At 54.2% G+C, this 16,226-nt stretch carries 13 protein-coding genes; 5 read left to right on the top strand and 8 right to left on the bottom strand.

What is annotated here, in order from left to right; all coding sequences use genetic code 11:
* Nucleotides 1-3: 3 nt before the first annotated feature.
* Entirely contained in the window at nucleotides 4-1,425 is a 1,422-nt protein-coding gene (locus tag QZX60_RS00700; protein WP_295360260.1) for a Cna B-type domain-containing protein, read from the bottom strand.
* Nucleotides 1,426-1,536: 111 nt separating this feature from the next.
* Nucleotides 1,537-2,112, bottom strand: a complete 576-nt coding sequence (locus tag QZX60_RS00695; protein WP_295360257.1) for a DJ-1 family glyoxalase III — start codon at nucleotides 2,110-2,112, stop codon at nucleotides 1,537-1,539.
* A gap of 142 nt (nucleotides 2,113-2,254) precedes the next feature.
* Between QZX60_RS00695 and QZX60_RS00690 the strand changes: the two genes are divergently transcribed.
* On the top strand, nucleotides 2,255-2,740 hold the full coding sequence (locus QZX60_RS00690; RefSeq protein ID WP_295360254.1) for a ferritin: 486 nt from the start codon (nucleotides 2,255-2,257) through the stop codon (nucleotides 2,738-2,740).
* Between the two features lie 259 nt (nucleotides 2,741-2,999).
* Nucleotides 3,000-3,590, top strand: a complete 591-nt coding sequence (locus QZX60_RS00685; RefSeq protein WP_295360251.1) for a TetR/AcrR family transcriptional regulator — start codon at nucleotides 3,000-3,002, stop codon at nucleotides 3,588-3,590.
* Nucleotides 3,591-3,668: 78 nt separating this feature from the next.
* Here QZX60_RS00685 and QZX60_RS00680 read toward each other — a convergent pair whose 3' ends face one another.
* Both QZX60_RS00680 and glgB read right to left on the bottom strand, forming a co-directional pair.
* On the bottom strand, nucleotides 3,669-7,310 hold the full coding sequence (locus QZX60_RS00680) for a Spy0128 family protein (protein ID WP_295360249.1): 3,642 nt from the start codon (nucleotides 7,308-7,310) through the stop codon (nucleotides 3,669-3,671).
* 235 nt (nucleotides 7,311-7,545) lie between these two features.
* The gene (gene glgB, locus QZX60_RS00675) at nucleotides 7,546-9,336 is read right to left on the bottom strand and encodes a 1,4-alpha-glucan branching protein GlgB (RefSeq protein ID WP_295360246.1); all 1,791 of its coding nucleotides are present in this window, start codon (nucleotides 9,334-9,336) and stop codon (nucleotides 7,546-7,548) included.
* 201 nt (nucleotides 9,337-9,537) lie between these two features.
* Here glgB and amrA point away from each other — a divergent pair, with 201 nt between their 5' ends.
* Nucleotides 9,538-10,857 (top strand): AmmeMemoRadiSam system protein A, encoded by a 1,320-nt coding sequence (amrA, locus tag QZX60_RS00670; protein ID WP_295360243.1) that lies wholly within the window; start codon nucleotides 9,538-9,540, stop codon nucleotides 10,855-10,857.
* Nucleotides 10,854-11,684 carry an AmmeMemoRadiSam system radical SAM enzyme gene (amrS, locus tag QZX60_RS00665; RefSeq protein ID WP_295360240.1) on the top strand — a complete coding sequence of 277 codons (831 nt, stop codon included), beginning with the start codon at nucleotides 10,854-10,856 and terminating at the stop codon, nucleotides 11,682-11,684. Before amrA ends, amrS begins: the two co-directional genes overlap by 4 nt.
* Before the next feature lie 65 nt (nucleotides 11,685-11,749).
* On the opposite strand, the gene QZX60_RS00660 is transcribed toward amrS, so the two are convergent.
* From QZX60_RS00660 to QZX60_RS00645, 4 genes are all read right to left on the bottom strand, one after another.
* Nucleotides 11,750-12,403, bottom strand: a complete 654-nt coding sequence (locus tag QZX60_RS00660; RefSeq protein WP_295360237.1) for a CBS domain-containing protein — start codon at nucleotides 12,401-12,403, stop codon at nucleotides 11,750-11,752.
* Nucleotides 12,404-12,615: 212 nt separating this feature from the next.
* Nucleotides 12,616-13,251: an MBL fold metallo-hydrolase gene (locus tag QZX60_RS00655; protein ID WP_295360234.1), complete on the bottom strand. Its 636-nt coding sequence runs from the start codon at nucleotides 13,249-13,251 to the stop codon at nucleotides 12,616-12,618.
* A gap of 3 nt (nucleotides 13,252-13,254) precedes the next feature.
* On the bottom strand, nucleotides 13,255-13,509 hold the full coding sequence (locus QZX60_RS00650; protein ID WP_295360231.1) for a TIGR03905 family TSCPD domain-containing protein: 255 nt from the start codon (nucleotides 13,507-13,509) through the stop codon (nucleotides 13,255-13,257).
* Nucleotides 13,510-13,580: 71 nt separating this feature from the next.
* Nucleotides 13,581-14,159 carry a TetR/AcrR family transcriptional regulator gene (locus tag QZX60_RS00645; RefSeq protein WP_295360229.1) on the bottom strand — a complete coding sequence of 193 codons (579 nt, stop codon included), beginning with the start codon at nucleotides 14,157-14,159 and terminating at the stop codon, nucleotides 13,581-13,583.
* Nucleotides 14,160-14,314: 155 nt separating this feature from the next.
* On the opposite strand from QZX60_RS00645, the gene QZX60_RS00640 reads away from it, so the two are divergent.
* Nucleotides 14,315-16,180, top strand: a complete 1,866-nt coding sequence (locus tag QZX60_RS00640; RefSeq protein WP_295360226.1) for a cation-translocating P-type ATPase — start codon at nucleotides 14,315-14,317, stop codon at nucleotides 16,178-16,180.
* Nucleotides 16,181-16,226: the final 46 nt, after the last annotated feature.

Raw genomic sequence — 16,226 nt, 5'->3', positions numbered from 1 at the left:
TATTTAAAACAAAGACTTCAGCCAGGACCATAGGGTTTGAAACGGGTGGCGCACCATCGCCTTTAAGAACGTGATGCTCTGCTGCTGACGCTTGGCTTCGTCCGCCATCTGCTGATCCTGCGCTTCGGTTTTCAAGCAATTGGAAATTTTCGTCCCGTCAATTTTTGTGCTGTAGCCCGTCAATTTGTTTTCGGTGACGGTGTATTGAATCTTTTCACCCTTTTCGTATTCGTCGACGGCTTCAAACATCGTCTTCCACTGTCCGGACGAATTGGCAATCACGATTTGGCTGTCGGCCGGTTCGCCGTTTTTGAGCAGGGTTACGACCACAGCGCTTGGGCGGTCGTCGTAGCGGTTTTTGTGATCGGTCCAGGTGATCCGCACCGGGATGTCAATCGTGTCCGGCGTGTGCTTGTGAATCAGAAGGAAGCCGCCTTCCATGCTGCCCATCTGCGACAAATCGTAATCCGTCACGCTCGCTTCTTTCACCGTGTAGCGGATCGCCTTGCCGTCCGCGCCGTATTTGCGGACGCTGAAAGCGGTGGTCCAGCCTTCACCGGCTGAAATGGACGTTTCGTCGACCGGGTCGCTGCTGCCTTCGGCGTAGAGCGCGAGCTTGATCGTCTTGGGGCGGACGCCATCCTGATCGTCGCTGTCGTCCCAGATCCGGTTGACCTTGATGTCGACCTTTTGAGGATCAGACGCGATAACTAACGTCTGCGTTTCGACCGATTTGATTGTGACGTCGGCCGTCTCGGATTTTTCATAACCCGCAGCCGCGGTCTGCGTTTCGACCGTGTAATCCCCGGCCTTGAGCTGATTCGCTTCGGCCTTGCCGCTGCCGTCTGTTTTCACCGTCGCAGCCACCGAGCCGTCGCTCTTGTTTTTGATGACAAGCTGCGCGCCTGACACGCCGAGACTGTCGTCGTCGGACGCGGTGTTCTGAATCGACAGCGTCCCGTAGGCCGTCCCCGAGAGGGTGCCTTCTGTGGACGGCGCGCCGCCCTGGGCGTTCTTGAAGGTGAGGCTCCCCGACAGATCGTAGTGGGATGCCGCGTAATCCGTCAGGGTGACTGTCACGGTTTTCCCTTGAACCTTGACCGACGCGGACTGGGTCTTGTCGTCCGCTGAGGGCGTCAGGCTCAAATTGTCCTGATTCTTAATCGTCAGCCCGTCCGGCAGCGTGACCGTAAAATAATCTCCTGCCTTCGCGGCGTCCGAATTGATTTTGAAGGTAACCTTGTAATCTGAATCGCCGTCCTTTTTCTGTTCGACGGTGACAGACTGGGTTAAATCTTGACTCGACTGGCTATCCGGCTCGGCGTGCACACGCATCAGGCAGAACAGGCTGACGAGCATGACCGTCATCAAGGCGATCACAATCGTGATCAGCCATTTTGTTTGGATACTCCGTTTTGTTTTCATAATCTCTCTTTCTTATCTGAATCTCTCTGTTAAAAATCTATAAAGATACAGCTTCATTATATATAAAAAGAGAGAATTGCTCAAGTGCTGAGCCCTAATCCTTCACAAATCTTAATGAATTTCGATGCGGCCGACACATTCCGGATGCTGGATCTTGGCCTTGACCTTGTCACTGACCGCCTGCCCCTCTAACAGCGCGACGAGCTTCAGCCCGAGGTCGACGCAATAGCCCAAACCGATCCCCGTGACAATGTGGCGGTCGACGCAGATTCCTTCGCCTGTGGCGTCCGCCCCTTTGAGCTGATCCTCAAATCCCGGATAACAGGTCACGTGATAGCCCTTTAATATCCCAAGTTTGCCAAGCACTGACGGCCCCGCACAAACCGCACCGAGATAGGTCTTTTCGAGATCCGCAGATTTTAAGAGCTTGCGCAGGCCCTTGTGGGCGTATAGATTTTGAACCCCGAGCCCGCCGCCCGGCAGAAACAAAAGATCCGCGTCTGAAAAATCGACCTTTTTAAATTTCTTGTCTGCCTTAATATCTACACCGTGAGATGAGTGCACGGTCTTGTCCTTCATCACGGACACCGTCGTAACGTCGACGCCGCCACGCCGCAGCAGATCCACAATGGTTAGGCATTCCGTTTCCTCCATCCCGTCGGCCATGAAAATATACGCGTGATGCATTGTACTGCTCCCCCTTTTTCTTTTAAATTTTACACAAATAATGTGTGTGCTTTACATTTGTATTATACGCCATCACATTGAAAAATGACAACGAATTTGGTATAATACGGTTAAATTTAAGACATAAAAGGGGGCCTTGATTTTGGATAAAAAAGTTTATACCATGCTGAATGACCAGATCACAAAAGAATATTATTCTGCATATTTGTATCTCCAAATCGCAGCGTATTTCGACGAACACGGTCTGGACGGGTATGCAGCCTGGTACGAAAAACAGGCGCAGGAAGAAGAAGAACACGCGATGAAATTCTACCGCTATCTTCACGAAAACGGCCAGACCGTCAAGCTGGGACAAATCGACGCGCCTGATGTCACTTTCAACGATTTTCTCGAACCGGTTAAAGCGGCACTGGGTCACGAACAATACATTACCGGCTGCATCAACGACATCATGACCGCTGCTCGGGACGTCCACGATTACCGGACGGTTGAATTCCTCCAGTGGTTCGTCCACGAACAGGGCGAAGAAGAAGTCAACGCCAACCGCATGGTTCAATTAATGGAAACCTTCGGCGGCAAAAAAATCGGCTTGTTCTTCTTGAATGAAAAAGTCAAAGAACGTCAGTAACGACAAAAACGAAAGGCTCAAATTATATTATGAGCCTTTTTATTTTTTTATTCATTTTATAAATAACTTCATGACGTGTTAAAAAAGTAGACCTTTATAATTTGTGGTGATAAAATTTAAATAAGTAAAAATAACATGAAAATCAAGGAAATACCTGGAAAATTTTCCGGATTAGGCGGCAAAAATCACTGTTCATAAACGTCTACTTTTATGAACAAAATGCTGCTGTATTCAAGACAATTTGAAAAGGAGAGAGATTTTGGCAAAGGATGTACGCACCCGCCTACTCGCTGCTTTTGACAAATTGATTCAAACCCATTCTTTAGATCACATGACGATTCATCAAATTTGTCAAATAGCTGGCGTGAGTCGGCAATCATTTTACTACTATTTCGACGATATCGTCGACTTCTTTTCCATCTATATCCACGAAGTACTGGACAAGCAAATTAATGATTGTACCGATCTCATCAATTGGTCTCAAGGATGGAATCATGTGCTCACATTCATTCAGAAAGAGCGCATTAAATTTAAGCACATTTACCATTCAAAATTTTTTTTTGATTTTAAAAAAGCTTTAGAAAATGCTGCCGCATTCATTTTGCGGCCTGCAGTTGAAACCTGCGCTCACCGCAACCGTGTGGTACTCTGCGAGGAAGACACCGCTCTCGTGACGCGCTATTACCAGTATATTTTTGTCGAGATCATTCTGCACTACATCGACGATGAATCTGGAACCTCACCGGAAGACATCGTCGCCAATTGTCAAAAACTCATGGACTGGTCGCTGGATAATATGATTGTGCATATCGCCAAATCTCATGTACCGAATCCTGCAAACCCAAGATAAGCTTTCACATTAAAAAGACGCTTCCGATTCAAACCGGAGGCGTCTTTCTATGATCAGGTATTTTATCACATGACGGGGTTATTTTTTGATTTCACGTTTTTTGTTTATCATCACCAATCCCACACTGGCGGCAAGGGCTAAGACCATCCATCCAATGATATTGGTCGTATCGCCCGTCTTGACGACTTTGCCAACCGTCGGAACGATCGGTGCCACATGAGTCGTCTTGTGCGTATTGTTAAACATCAGGCCGTCTTTTGGCATATCTGCGACAACGGTCTTGAGCGTTCCGTCGCCATTGTCCGTCACGGTGATTCTGACCCGTTTCGGCTGGAAATCTTTTTGATAACCCTGTGGCAGGTTCGTTTCATCCAGCAAGTAATCATAAGTGCCGACGTCATTGAGCTCGTATTGAATCGCATCAAAGACAAAGCTGCCGTCGGCCGCCGTGACCGCCTTCATCGGCTCACCGATGCCGACGCCTTGGGCGTTAATCGGCGTCAGTGTAAAGGTGAAGCCACTCAAATTCCCTGAGGCCTTGCCGTTGACGGTCTTCTGCCCTTTGACAATCGCTGCACCGGCCGCCTGATAAGTATTTTTAAACGTAGCTGCCTTGCCATTTCCGGTCACTTTCACCTGAAGCTGGCCGCTGCCGTCATCGGTGACTTCGGCGACGATGTTTTTAACACTGCTATCGTATGTCACGCCTTTGACCTGGCCTCCATTTTCTTTAATAGCGTAGGTGTAGGTGCCGGCTTGATCGAACGTGACCTTTCCAAAATCGATGGTACCGTCCGCTTTGTTGACAGCCGTGGTTTTATCTGGCATCGGGGTACCGGCTGCCGCGGAAATGGTAAAGCTGAATTCGCCGTCTTTTAATGTGCGGCCGGTCAAAACTTTATCTGCAAAGAAAGATGTCGCTATGGGCTTCGGCGCGTATATGTTTTTAAAGGTCGCGCTGCTGCCCGCACCGTCAACTGTCGCACTCAGCGTCCCGTCGCCGCGATCAGCCACGGTGACTTTGACCGTCTTGGTGCTGCCGTCGTAGGTCACGCCGCCGAGGCTGCCTTTTTCTTCCTGAATTGTGTAATTATAAGTGCCCGCTTTGTCGTAAGTAATGCTGCCGAAATCGACTGCTGCGCCGTTGTTTTTGACTGTGAGTTTGCCGTCTTTTGCATCTTTGGGCATCGGAGCGTGATTATCCCCGGTCAGCGTAAAGCTGAACTCATGAGGCTTAAGCGTTCGGCCTTCAAGTGATTTCACGGCTGTGATCGACGCGTTCACGGTGCCGGTCTGATAGGTATTTCTAAAGATCGCGTCTTTGCCGTCGCCGGAAACCGCCGCTTTCAGCTGACCCAAGCCGTCGTCGGTGACCGTAACCGTCACCGTTTTAATGCTGCCGTCATACCCTACGCCGCCGAGGCTGCCTTTTTCTTCCTGAATTGCATAAGTATAGGTGCCCGCTTTGTCGTAAGTGATGCTGCCGAAATCGACAGATGAACCGTTATTTTTAACCGTGAGTTTACCCTCTTTAGCACCTGACGGCATCGGCGCGTTATCATTCGCTGTTAAAGTAAAGCTGAATTCGCCACTCTTAAGCGAACGGCCGGTCAGTGTCTTCTGCGCTGTGATATCAGCTGTCGCAGGTCTAGCCTTATAAGTGTTGGAAAAAGTCGCCGCCGATCCTGCGCCATTGACAACAGCGTTCAAAGTACCCTTTTGCGTATCTTCGTTCACATTCACCGTAACGGTTCTTTCACTTGTATCGTAAGTAACGCCACCGAGGTCTCCGCTATTTTCTTTAATCGTATACGTGTAAGACCCGGCTTTATTGTAGATAATCTTTCCAAAATTGACAGCCGTCCCGTCGTTGGTGACGGTGAGTTTGCTATCCTTTGCACCTTCTGGCATCGGAGCCTTGTCCTGTGCTGTCAAGGTAAAGCTGAATTCGCCGTTCTTAAGCGCACGCCCGCTCAAGCTCTTGACAGCCGTGATCGACGCCGTCGCGGGTGCCAGCTCTTGACTATTGGCGAAAGTCATGCTCTCAACCGACTGACCTGGCTGATCTTTTTGTCCTTTTTTCACAATTGTCGTTGTGGTCGTAATCGGCTGCTCTTTTCCATCTTGAGCGACTTTTACACTCACCTGGTAAACCGACGAATCGTAAGTCGTTTTCGTGTCGGCACCTTGTTTTTCTCTAACTGTGTAATCGAAAGTCTTTCCGACATCACTGAGACCGTATTCTATTGGGTCGAAGGCGATTCTTCCGTCGGCACCGTTTATTTTGGTTTGCAGCACCTTGCCCCTGCTGTCGCACAATTCAAACTGATAGATGTTGTCTTTTCCAGGCGCCTTACCGTTGAGGGTCTTGGTGGCTGTTAATGCCACTTCAGCTTTTTTGGTGGTGTAGACCGTGTTGCCGCCGGCTGTGTTCATCACCGTGTAACCCGCCGGAACGCCGCTCATATTAACAAAAAAACGCGCGTAAAACGTTTTATCGGCGGGAAGATCCAGTTTGTTTGTGACGTGAATCACATGAGGATTTTGCGCATCCTGTGTAATCGAAAAATAATCGCTGCTCACAGCACCATCAAACCGCACATGGGAATCCAAAGTGTCACTAAAATTAATTTTTCTAGCTTCCGTGACCTTATTGTTCCAAAATTTAAACGAATACATCACCTGCTGATCTTGGTTCGCATTGGTGATTTCGGTCTTATTGACCTGTTTTTCACCATTAACTGCACTGTACTTCTTTCCTTGGAGCACATAACCCACGTGTTCGGAATAGGCCTTGCCATTTTCCGTGTAATCGATCGATGCGGAATTGGTGTACTTTGCATTTTTCGTGTCATCCACGCTGACCTTGTAACTGATCTGAATGCAGCGGCTCAATGCGCCAGGATAAGTAAACGTCAGCTTGTCACCGACGCATGTGAGCTGATACAAGCTCGGATCGACTGTCTCAGATGCGCTTCCACTTTCGTAATATTCGACAGTTGGCGTCTGATTCAAAAAATGCATTCCGCCAGGCAGCGTGTCACTGACCGTCACGTTAGCCATGTTTGTTTTTTTCTTGTTGACGAACAGACGGTATGTGTAGACACCATCTGTCGAGGAATTAATGATGCCGATTTGTTTCGCGTTGTTGCCCCTGCCGTCCGAATAATCGTATCCGCTGTAAGCTACATCCGTATCGTTGACATCCTTATCGATCGCACGCGTCTCTTCCCCTACTGTCCCGGATGAGGACGAGCTTGGATTGACCGTCAGCGTCTTAGCTGCGCCGCCGATCGAGATCGTTCCGGATTTCGACGTATCTGTATCGTTTTTCATCGTCAAATTCATTGCGAAAGAGCCGCTTAGCGATGATTGAGCACCCGCACCGAAAACGAGTTTATACTGACCATTTTTAAGGTCCACAACCTGACTGAAGTGCTGGGACGAAACCGCCCAATCCACATCCGAGACAATGTTTTGCGGGATCGAGACGATTACGTAATCCCCTTCACTCATAGATCCTTGATCAATCGTGTAATCGACCGAGTAGGTCGCCGTCACGCCATTGGACCACGTATCCGACTGAGACGTGATCACCGCGTGAAAATTGGACGTTTTATCCGCGCCGCCAGCCGCCGAAACGCGCGACGGCAGCGCGCCAATCACCAGCAATAGGCCTAAAAAAGCCGTTAAGACGAATAGTCTCCCCTGTTTTTCCATAGCAATCTTCCCCTCTCTTAAACAATTTTTTACTCTAACTGTTGTGTTATTTTTATTTTAATTTCAGCTTAAGAAAAGGAACATAGACAGATTGTGTCATTTGACTAAATGCGCCTGACAATTTTCACTTAATATTGAAAACGAATACGATTTAAATCATATTTATGGCTTTGCAAGAAAAAACATCCTTACTGTGAATGCAGTAAAGATGTTGATTGTTTGATCGATCAGGATTTTACTTATTCTTCTTCAAAAACAGAATGCCCGAAAACGGCGCCAGGGCGCAGACCACTTTGCCATTTTGAACGCTCAAGCAGTGTTTTGGATTTTCAACAGCGCCGCCGTATTTTTCGTCGTTGCTGTGAATCAACAGCTCGTAGTCCGCAAGCGTGCCGGGCAGCACTTCGCTGTGTCCCTTGTCGCTGAAGTTGAACAGCGCGAGGATCGTTTCGCCCCCTCCGCGGCGTTCAAATCCGTAGACCGTCCGGTCTTCGCCGTGAACCTGGGTCCATTCAAAGCCGTCCCGGTCGTAGTCCTTCGCGTGAAGCGCCGGATGATTTAAATACAAATGGTTGAGGTCGCAGATATAGTGGTAGAAGGCTTCGTGAATCGGGAATTCCAGCAGGTTCCAGTCCTGCTCCCGCTTTTCGTCCCATTCTCTGAAATGGCCGATCTCGTTGCCCATGAAATTCAATTTCTTCCCCGGATGGGCGATCATGTAGGCGTACATCGCCCGGGCCTGGGGGAATTTGCCGTCGTAGTCCCCGTTCATTTTCTGAAGGATCGTCGCCTTGCCGTGCACCACCTCGTCGTGGGAATAGGGCAGCAGGTAGTGCTCGTTGTAGTAGTACATCATCGAGAAGGTGAGCTTGTGGTACCGGCCGAGGCGCTGCTCCGGCGAGGATTGGAAAAACGAGAGGGTGTCGTGCATCCAGCCCAGATCCCATTTGTAGTCGAAGCCGAGACCGCCTTCATCCACCGGCGCGGTCACCTTTTCAAAATTCGTAGAGTCTTCCGCCATCAGCACGCAGCTGGGATGGCGCGCCTTGAGCCCTTTATTCATCGTCTTGATGAAATCCACCGCGTTGTAATTCACGCCGCGGGCTTCGTCGCCCTGCCAGTAAATGATACGCGAGATCGCGTCCATCCTGAGGCCGTCAAAATGGTAGGTTTCCAGCCAATAATTGGCCGCCGACTGAAGGAAGCTGCAGACCTCGCCGCGGGAATGGATGAAGTTTTTGCTCCCCCATTCGCTGTTCCCCACGTCCTGATTAGGGTATTCGTACAGCGGCGTCCCGTCGTAATTGGCCAGGCCGTAGTCGTCCACCGCGAAATGCACCGGCACGAAGTCCATGATCACGGCGATGTCGTGCTGGTGCAGCTCGTCCACCAGCGCCATCAGGCCCGCCGCTTCACCGTAGCGGCTCGTCGGCGCGAAGAAGCCCGTGTTCTGGTAGCCCCAGCTGACGTCTGCCGGGTGTTCCGACAGCGGCAGAAATTCCACCGCGTTGTAGCCGGACTGCACGAGATAAGCGATCAGCGGCCCGGCAATTTCTTCGTAGGTGTACCAGTCACCGTCGGGCGCGTCCCCCTTCTTGCGCCAAGAGCCCAGGTGCATTTCGTAAATGTTTTCCGGCTTGGACATACCGTCGTCTCGCCCGGCGATCCATTTTTGATCCTTAAAGGTGTAGGCGCCGAGATCCCGGATCACCGAGCGGTGTCCCGGCCGCAGCTCCATGCCGAAGCCGTAGGGATCACAGTGCTCGACGCAGCTGCCGTTGTGATAAATTTCGTAGGCGTAGTAGTCGCCAGGCGCCGCTCCGGCGACCTCGCATTCGTAAAAATTGCCGTCGTAAATTTCGTGCATCGGCACCGTTTTTTCGCCGTCTTCCTGCCACAGGCGCAGATCGATTTTATCTGCCGCCGGCGCAAAGGTCCGAAACACCGCGCCGTCTGCCGTCAAATGGGCACCCAAAAACTTGTGGGCGTCGAAACAATGTCCAGTATAAAATTGGTAAAAATCCATAACTTCCCCTCATGCTTGTCAGATTGTGCGCTCAAATGAGAACGCTTGCTGTCTTTTATTTTACCACGGCGCGCCGATAAAAGCCACGCGACACCGCACAAAAGCCGTGCCGCTTTTAATTAAATTTTATGTTTCGGCGATAAAATACAGTTGAACTCCAAAATAATAGCAGAAGTAAATTGAAAAAAGGGAGGTCTTATCATGTCGATCCTGGCGGGCTATATGCTGCCCCATCCGCCTGTTGCCGTGCCCGAAATCGGCAAGGGCGAAGAAAAAATCATTCAGAAAACCCTAGACGGCTACGACGCCGTCGCCCGAGACGTTGCGGCCCTCGCGCCGGAGACAATCATTTTGTCGTCGCCCCACGCGCCGATGTACCGGGATTATTTCCACATCGCGCCGGGGAGCGAAGCCTTTGGCGATTTCGGCCCCTTCGGCGCGCCGGACGTCACCTTTGACATCCATTACGACACCGCGCTTCGCGACGCGATCGTGGATTTGGCCGAAGGTGAAAATTTTCCGGCCGGCACGATGGGGGAACGCACGCCGTCGCTGACCCCGGACCACGGCACCCTCGTGCCCTTGTATTTCATCCGGCGGCGGTACCCCAACTTCAAGCTCGTGCGTCTGGGGCTCTCCGGCCTGTCCCTCAAGGATCACTGGCACCTCGGCGAGCTCATCGCGAAGGCCGTCCGCCAGACCGGACGGCGCTGCATCTACGTCGCCAGCGGCGATTTGTCCCACTGCCAAAAGGCTGACGGCCCTTACGGCTTCCATCCCCAGGGCCCGGAATACGATGCACGGCTGATCGACGTCATGAGCCGGGGCGATTTCGAGGCGCTGCTGCACTTCGATCCCGCCTTTTTAGACGCCGCCGAGGAATGCGGCCACCGTTCCTTCACGATCATGGCCGGCGCCCTGTCTGACCTATCCGTCACGCCCCAGGTGCTCTCCCATCAAAACACCTTCGGCGTCGGCTACGGCACCGGGATCTTCCGCGCCGAAGACCCTTACGTCGCCCTGGCCAGACAGACTGTCGAAGCCTACGTCAAGACAGGCACGCTCATCGCCGTGCCCAACGGGCTGCCCGACGCGATGACCCAGAACCGGGCTGGCGTGTTCGTCTCGATCCACGAAAAGGGCCAGCTTCGCGGCTGCATCGGCACCTTCATGCCGGTCTACCAGAATGTCGCCGACGAAATCATCCACAATGGCGCGGCCGCCGCGACGGAAGACCCGCGGTTTCGGCCCATCGCGCCCGCTGAACTGCCAGCCCTCGATATTTCCGTCGACGTGCTGACGACGCCGGAGCCGGTGCAGTCCGTCGACGCCCTCGACGCCAAACGCTACGGCGTCATCGTCACAAACGGCGCGCGGCGGGGCCTGCTGCTGCCCGATCTGGACGGCGTCGACACCCCGGCCGAACAAATCGCCATCTCGAAGCAAAAGGCGGGCATCCGCCAGGACGAACCGGTTTCGCTCATGCGCTTCGAGGTGGTGCGCCACGAGGCCTTAAAATGAGCGCGCCGACAATCTGCCCGGTCTGTCCCCATCACTGCCGGCTCGCGCCAGGAGAGACCGGAATCTGCCAAGCGCGGACGAACCGCAAGGGCTACATTGTCCCGTCCGGCTACGGAGTGCTTTCCTCGACGGCCCTGGACCCGATTGAAAAGAAACCCCTCGCGCGCTTCATGCCCGGTTCCAACATCCTGTCCATCGGCTTTTACGGCTGCAACATGCGCTGCCCCTTCTGCCAGAACTACACGATCTCCCAAAGGGCGCCCAAGCAGAACACCCGCCGCGTCTCGCCTCGGGAGGTCCTGGCCGACGCGGCTGAATTCAAGCGCACCCACGGCAATATCGGCGTCGCCTACACCTACAACGAACCGCTGACCAATTACGAATACGTTCGGGATACGGCGCATTTGATTCACGAGGCCGGCATGGTCAACGTGCTGGTCACCAACGGCCAGTGTACCGATGCGGTCCTGTCCGAGCTGCTGCCGGACCTCGACGCCGTCAACGTCGATTTGAAGGGCTTCCGCCCAGAGATCTACCGCGCCTGCGGCGGAGACCTGGAGACGACGAAGCACTTCATCGCCCGCACCGCGGCCCACTGCCACGTCGAGGTAACGACGCTGATCGTCCCGGGCTTAAACGACGATCCCGACGACATGGCAAAAGAGGCCGCGTGGCTCGCGGACATCAACCCGGACCTGACCCTGCATCTCACGCGCTACTTTCCGATGTACCGCGCGGTCAAACCGCCGACGCCGATCGCAACGCTCAACGCCCTCAAAGCTGTCGCTGAAGCGCATTTATCACACGTCCTGCTCGGCAATGTATAACCGCACACAAAAAAACGGCGCGTCCTCACAACGCGCCGTTTTGCTTTATTCAAATCACAATTCTATTATTCTGTTTTCTTTCTGTTCGCCGCCCGCTTTTCGCCCAGGGCGACGAAAATTTTCACGATATTGGTTTTCGAAAGCCGGCCGACGACCGAAAATCTTTCTTCTCCGTCGTCGGTGTGGACCGTGCCGATCGGCAGACAGTCGACCTCGTAATGCAGCAGCTTTTCCGCCGCCGAAAGCACCGTGTCCTCCGGACCGGCGTAGACGATTTTCGTCCGCGGCGTCATCACCATCGAAATCGGCATTTTCGACAAGTCGTCCCGCCCCATCGCGCTCTTGATCAAATCCTTCCGGGAAACCACACCGATGACGTCCTCCGGCGTCCCGACGAAGAGGGTGCCGATGTCCTCGGTGAACAGGCGGTAAATGGCCGAATCCACATCGGAATCGGCGCGCACGACGATAGGCTCGGACATGTAATCCCGAATGCACAGGCTGGCGAGCTTTTCCTGAACCGGATCCTCACCGCCGCCGACGTAATAGTAGCCGAGGTGGCGCCGCGCTGAAAGGATCTGCCCCGACAGCAACACCGCGAGATCCCCCCGAAGGGCGCTGCGGGTCACCTGCAGCTTGCGGGCAATTTTTTCTCCGGTAATCGGCTGTTCCTTTTTCACAATTTCCGCAATACGTTTTTGGCGTTCAGTGAGCTGCATCGGTTCCTCCTTTTTCGCGTTAATGGTCCATTATTTGATACCCATTTATCTTATCACAGTTATAAGTATATGCCAATACGATGAAATCCTTTTTAACTTAGTTTTAGCAAAGAGCGATAGATTTTTCGCAAGTTACGGCACAAAAAAACAAGCGCCTGAACAGAATTTAAAATCTATTCAAACGCCTGCTTTGGATTACCTATAAATTTGAATTACACGAACAGCTTGCGCACGACGGCGATGCGCTTGTTGACGAGATCTTCAAATAAATCGCCGTCCGTCGGATTGCCGACGATCGCGCCGTAATGCATCGGAATCGCGACTTTCGGGTTTAACGCATTGACAAAATCCGCCGCTTCTTTGGCGTCCATCGTGTACGTCCCGCCGACAGGCACAAGAGCGACGTCGGCGTCGATCGCCGTGTTTTCCTTCAAATTGTCCGTGTCCCCGGCGATGTAAATCGTCATGCCGTCCAGATCGAGCACGTAGCCGAGCCAAGCGTTCGCCTTCGGGTGAAAGGCCTTGGTTTTGTTGTAGGCCGGCACTGCCTGAATGCGGACGCCGTCGATCAAAACCTGCTGCCCGGGTGCGAGGCCGATGGCCTGGCGGTCGCCGGCGTAGGCCTGAACCTCGTCGATGCACGTCGCCGGCGCGACGAAGGCCGTGTCATCCTTGCAGACCTTGTCGAGGCTTTCCGGGTCGAAGTGGTCGTAATGATCGTGGGTGATCAGCACCAAATCGGCGTCGTGGGACGCGTCGGTCACCTGGAAGGGATCGCTGTAGACCACAGCGCTGCCCGCGAGCTTAACACTGGAGTGGCTGTTAATCGTGATGTTTGAGATGTCCATGGCTCACTCCGCTTCTCCAGCCTTCCATGCTGAAAGGGCCTTGGCCAGTTGATCCGGACAAGACGTGCCGCGGCCGCGGCAGTCGATGCCCTGCAGTTTGTCGATCACCGTGTCCACCGGCAGGCCTTCGACCAGCTTCGCCACACCCTTGGTGTTGCCGTCGCATCCGCCTTCAAAGGCGACGTGGGTGATCACGCCGTTGTTGTCAATGTCAAATTCGATCGCGCGGGAACAGGTTCCTTTGGTTTTGTAAATCATGTCAGCCTCCTTCATGCTGAAAATCTTTAGGCGATTCGGCTGAAACGCCGCGCCAAACACGTTTATATCCGTCAGCCGTCTCCGAGAATCGGCTCGATGGTTTTAAGATAATACTCGGCGATGATCTCCGGCGCGTCAGCCATGTCTCTGGAGATCCACCAGTCCAGGGCATCCACAAAGGCGCCGGTAATGTGACTCAAAAGGAAATCTTCTGGCAGGTCCACCTCCGCGATGGCTCCGCCCCAAATCGCCTGGAATGTCTCGGTCAGGCTGTGCTTAAAGTAGTGCAGAAACAGCGCCCGGGAGCTGCCTTTGAGCATCATGACCAGGTTGCGGTGATCGTCCCGCAAATGGTAAAAAATGTGGGTCACCACCGTCGCCGCGTCGGGCTTGACGCCGGAAAAATCGTGGGAGGATTCGGCGTGCTGATGGGGCGCGACCACGTGGGCGGAGATGTCCGCGCACAGCTCGGCGAGCAAGGTGTCCTTCGTCTCGAAATGAGCGTAAAAGGTGCTGCGGCCGACGTCAGCCAAATCGATAATCTCTTGAACCGTGATGTCCGAGTAGCGCTTCTGCGTCAAAAGCGTCCGGAAAGCGGAGAGAATCGCCTGACGGCTTTTCTGTTTCCTGCGGTCGGGCCGGTTTGCCATCGTCATCCTCCTCTCTGCTGCATCGGTTAAATCGTTAATGGTACAAATTCACCATTTTGTTCGGTAACGAATAGTTGCGCATTTTTGATTATTCTATCGGAATATCTTTTATTTTACAATAAATTTAAACGAAATAAAAGATTGGAGGCCCCTTCATGATTCAAAAATGGCTCAACAACGACACACGGCCGACCCTCGTCTGCGTGATCCTCTCAGGGATCGCGCTGGTCTTGAGTCTCGCCGCTCATTTTCATCCGATTCCGGCTTTTTCCGTATTTGACCCGGCCTGGGCGGCCGCCGTCCTCTGCGGCGTGCCCATCGTCTTCGGCGCCGCTCAGGCGATCGTCACCGAGCAAGACATCACGGCGGACCTGCTCGTCTCCCTGGCGCTGATCGCCTCGCTGATCACCCGGGAATGGTTCGCCGCCGGGGAAGTGGCGTTCATCATGCAGATTGGCTCGCTCCTCGAAGACTACACCTCCGAACGGGCGCGCCGAGGCATCGAAGCGCTGATCAACCTGACGCCGAAAACCGCCAGACGCGTGACGGACGGCGCGGAAACGGTCATCCCCGTCGAACAGATTCAAATCGGCGACACCCTGCGCGTCCTCGCCGGCGAAACGATTCCCGTCGACGGCACGATCGTGGCCGGCAGCTCCGCCGTCAATCAGGCGGCGATGACCGGCGAATCCATCCCGGTGGAAAAAGCTGCCGGCGACGCGGTGCTCAGCGGCACCGTCAACCAGCAGAGCCCCATCGACATCCGCGCCGAACGGGAAAGCGCCGACTCGACGCTCCAGCGCATGATCGACCTGGCCCGGGAGGCCGACGCGAACAAAGCGCCGATCGTCGGCCTGGCCGACAAATGGGCGGCGTGGATGGTCCTCGTGGCGCTGAGCTGCGCCGTGGTCGTCGGACTGCTGACCCACCAGTTCAGCCGCGCCGTCACCGTCCTCGTCGTGTTCTGCCCCTGCGCCTTCGTCCTCGCGACGCCGACCGCGGTGGCCGCCGCCATCGGCAACCTGACCCGCTACGGCGTCCTCGTCAAAAGCGGCGACGCCCTCGAACGCATTGCCGGCGTCGACACCATCACCTTTGACAAAACCGGCACCCTGACCGAAGGCACGCCGGCCGTCACAGCAGTCATCTCCTTAAAGGACGGGGTCAGCGAAAAGGCTGTGCTCGCCGGAGCCGCCGCCCTTGAACGCTACTCCGAACACCCCCTCGGGAAGGCCATTACCGCCCACTTCAAAGAAACGGAAGGCGGCGCTCTGCCCGACTGCGAAGACGTCGAAGTGCTCCAGGGCAAAGGCATCCAGGGAAAGGTCGACGGGAAAACCCTCTTTGTCGGTAAGGCCGCCCTGTTCGACGACGAGACAGTCTCTGCCGCGGCCGACCGCATCGCCGCGTCCGAGGCCACGCCCATCGCCGTCAGCGCGGATGGCGAAGTCGTCGGGCTGATCGCCCTGGCGGACCCGGTCCGGACGGACGCGAAGGACGCCGTCACCGCCCTCAAATCCTTAGGGCTTCACCCGGTTATGCTCACCGGGGACCGCGGCGCCATCGCCAAGGGCATCGCGGCTGAAGTCGGCATCGACGACGTCAAAAGCGACCTCCTGCCCGAGGACAAGTTAACCCATCTGAAGGCGCTGGAAAAGGCCGGTCACCGCGTGGCTATGACCGGTGACGGCATCAACGACGCCCTGGCCCTGTCCTCGGCCCACGCCGGCATCGCGATGGGCGGCATCGGCTCCGACATCGCCGTCGAATCGGCGGACGCTGTCCTAGTGAGCGACGACCTGAAGCGCCTGCCCCACCTGATCGACATGAGCCACCGGGCCATGAAAAAAATCAAGGTCAACATCATTGTCGCGATGATCCTGAACTTTACGGCCATCGTCCTTTCGGGTTTGGGGCTGCTCGTCCCGATCACCGGCGCCCTGTGGCACAACTGCGGCTCCGTCTTCGTCGTCATCAACGCGGCGCTGCTCCTGCGCGTGAAGGACCGCTTCCAAAAATAAGCCTATGCTGTCAAAATTGCATCAAAAAAAGAAGGCCTGACGCCTT

This window comes from uncultured Pseudoramibacter sp. (assembly GCF_903789625.1).
Classification (GTDB): domain Bacteria; phylum Bacillota; class Clostridia; order Eubacteriales; family Eubacteriaceae; genus Pseudoramibacter; species Pseudoramibacter fermentans.
The sequence above is the reverse complement of the archived record's forward strand: the minus strand, read 5'-3'. Positions and strand labels throughout refer to the sequence as shown.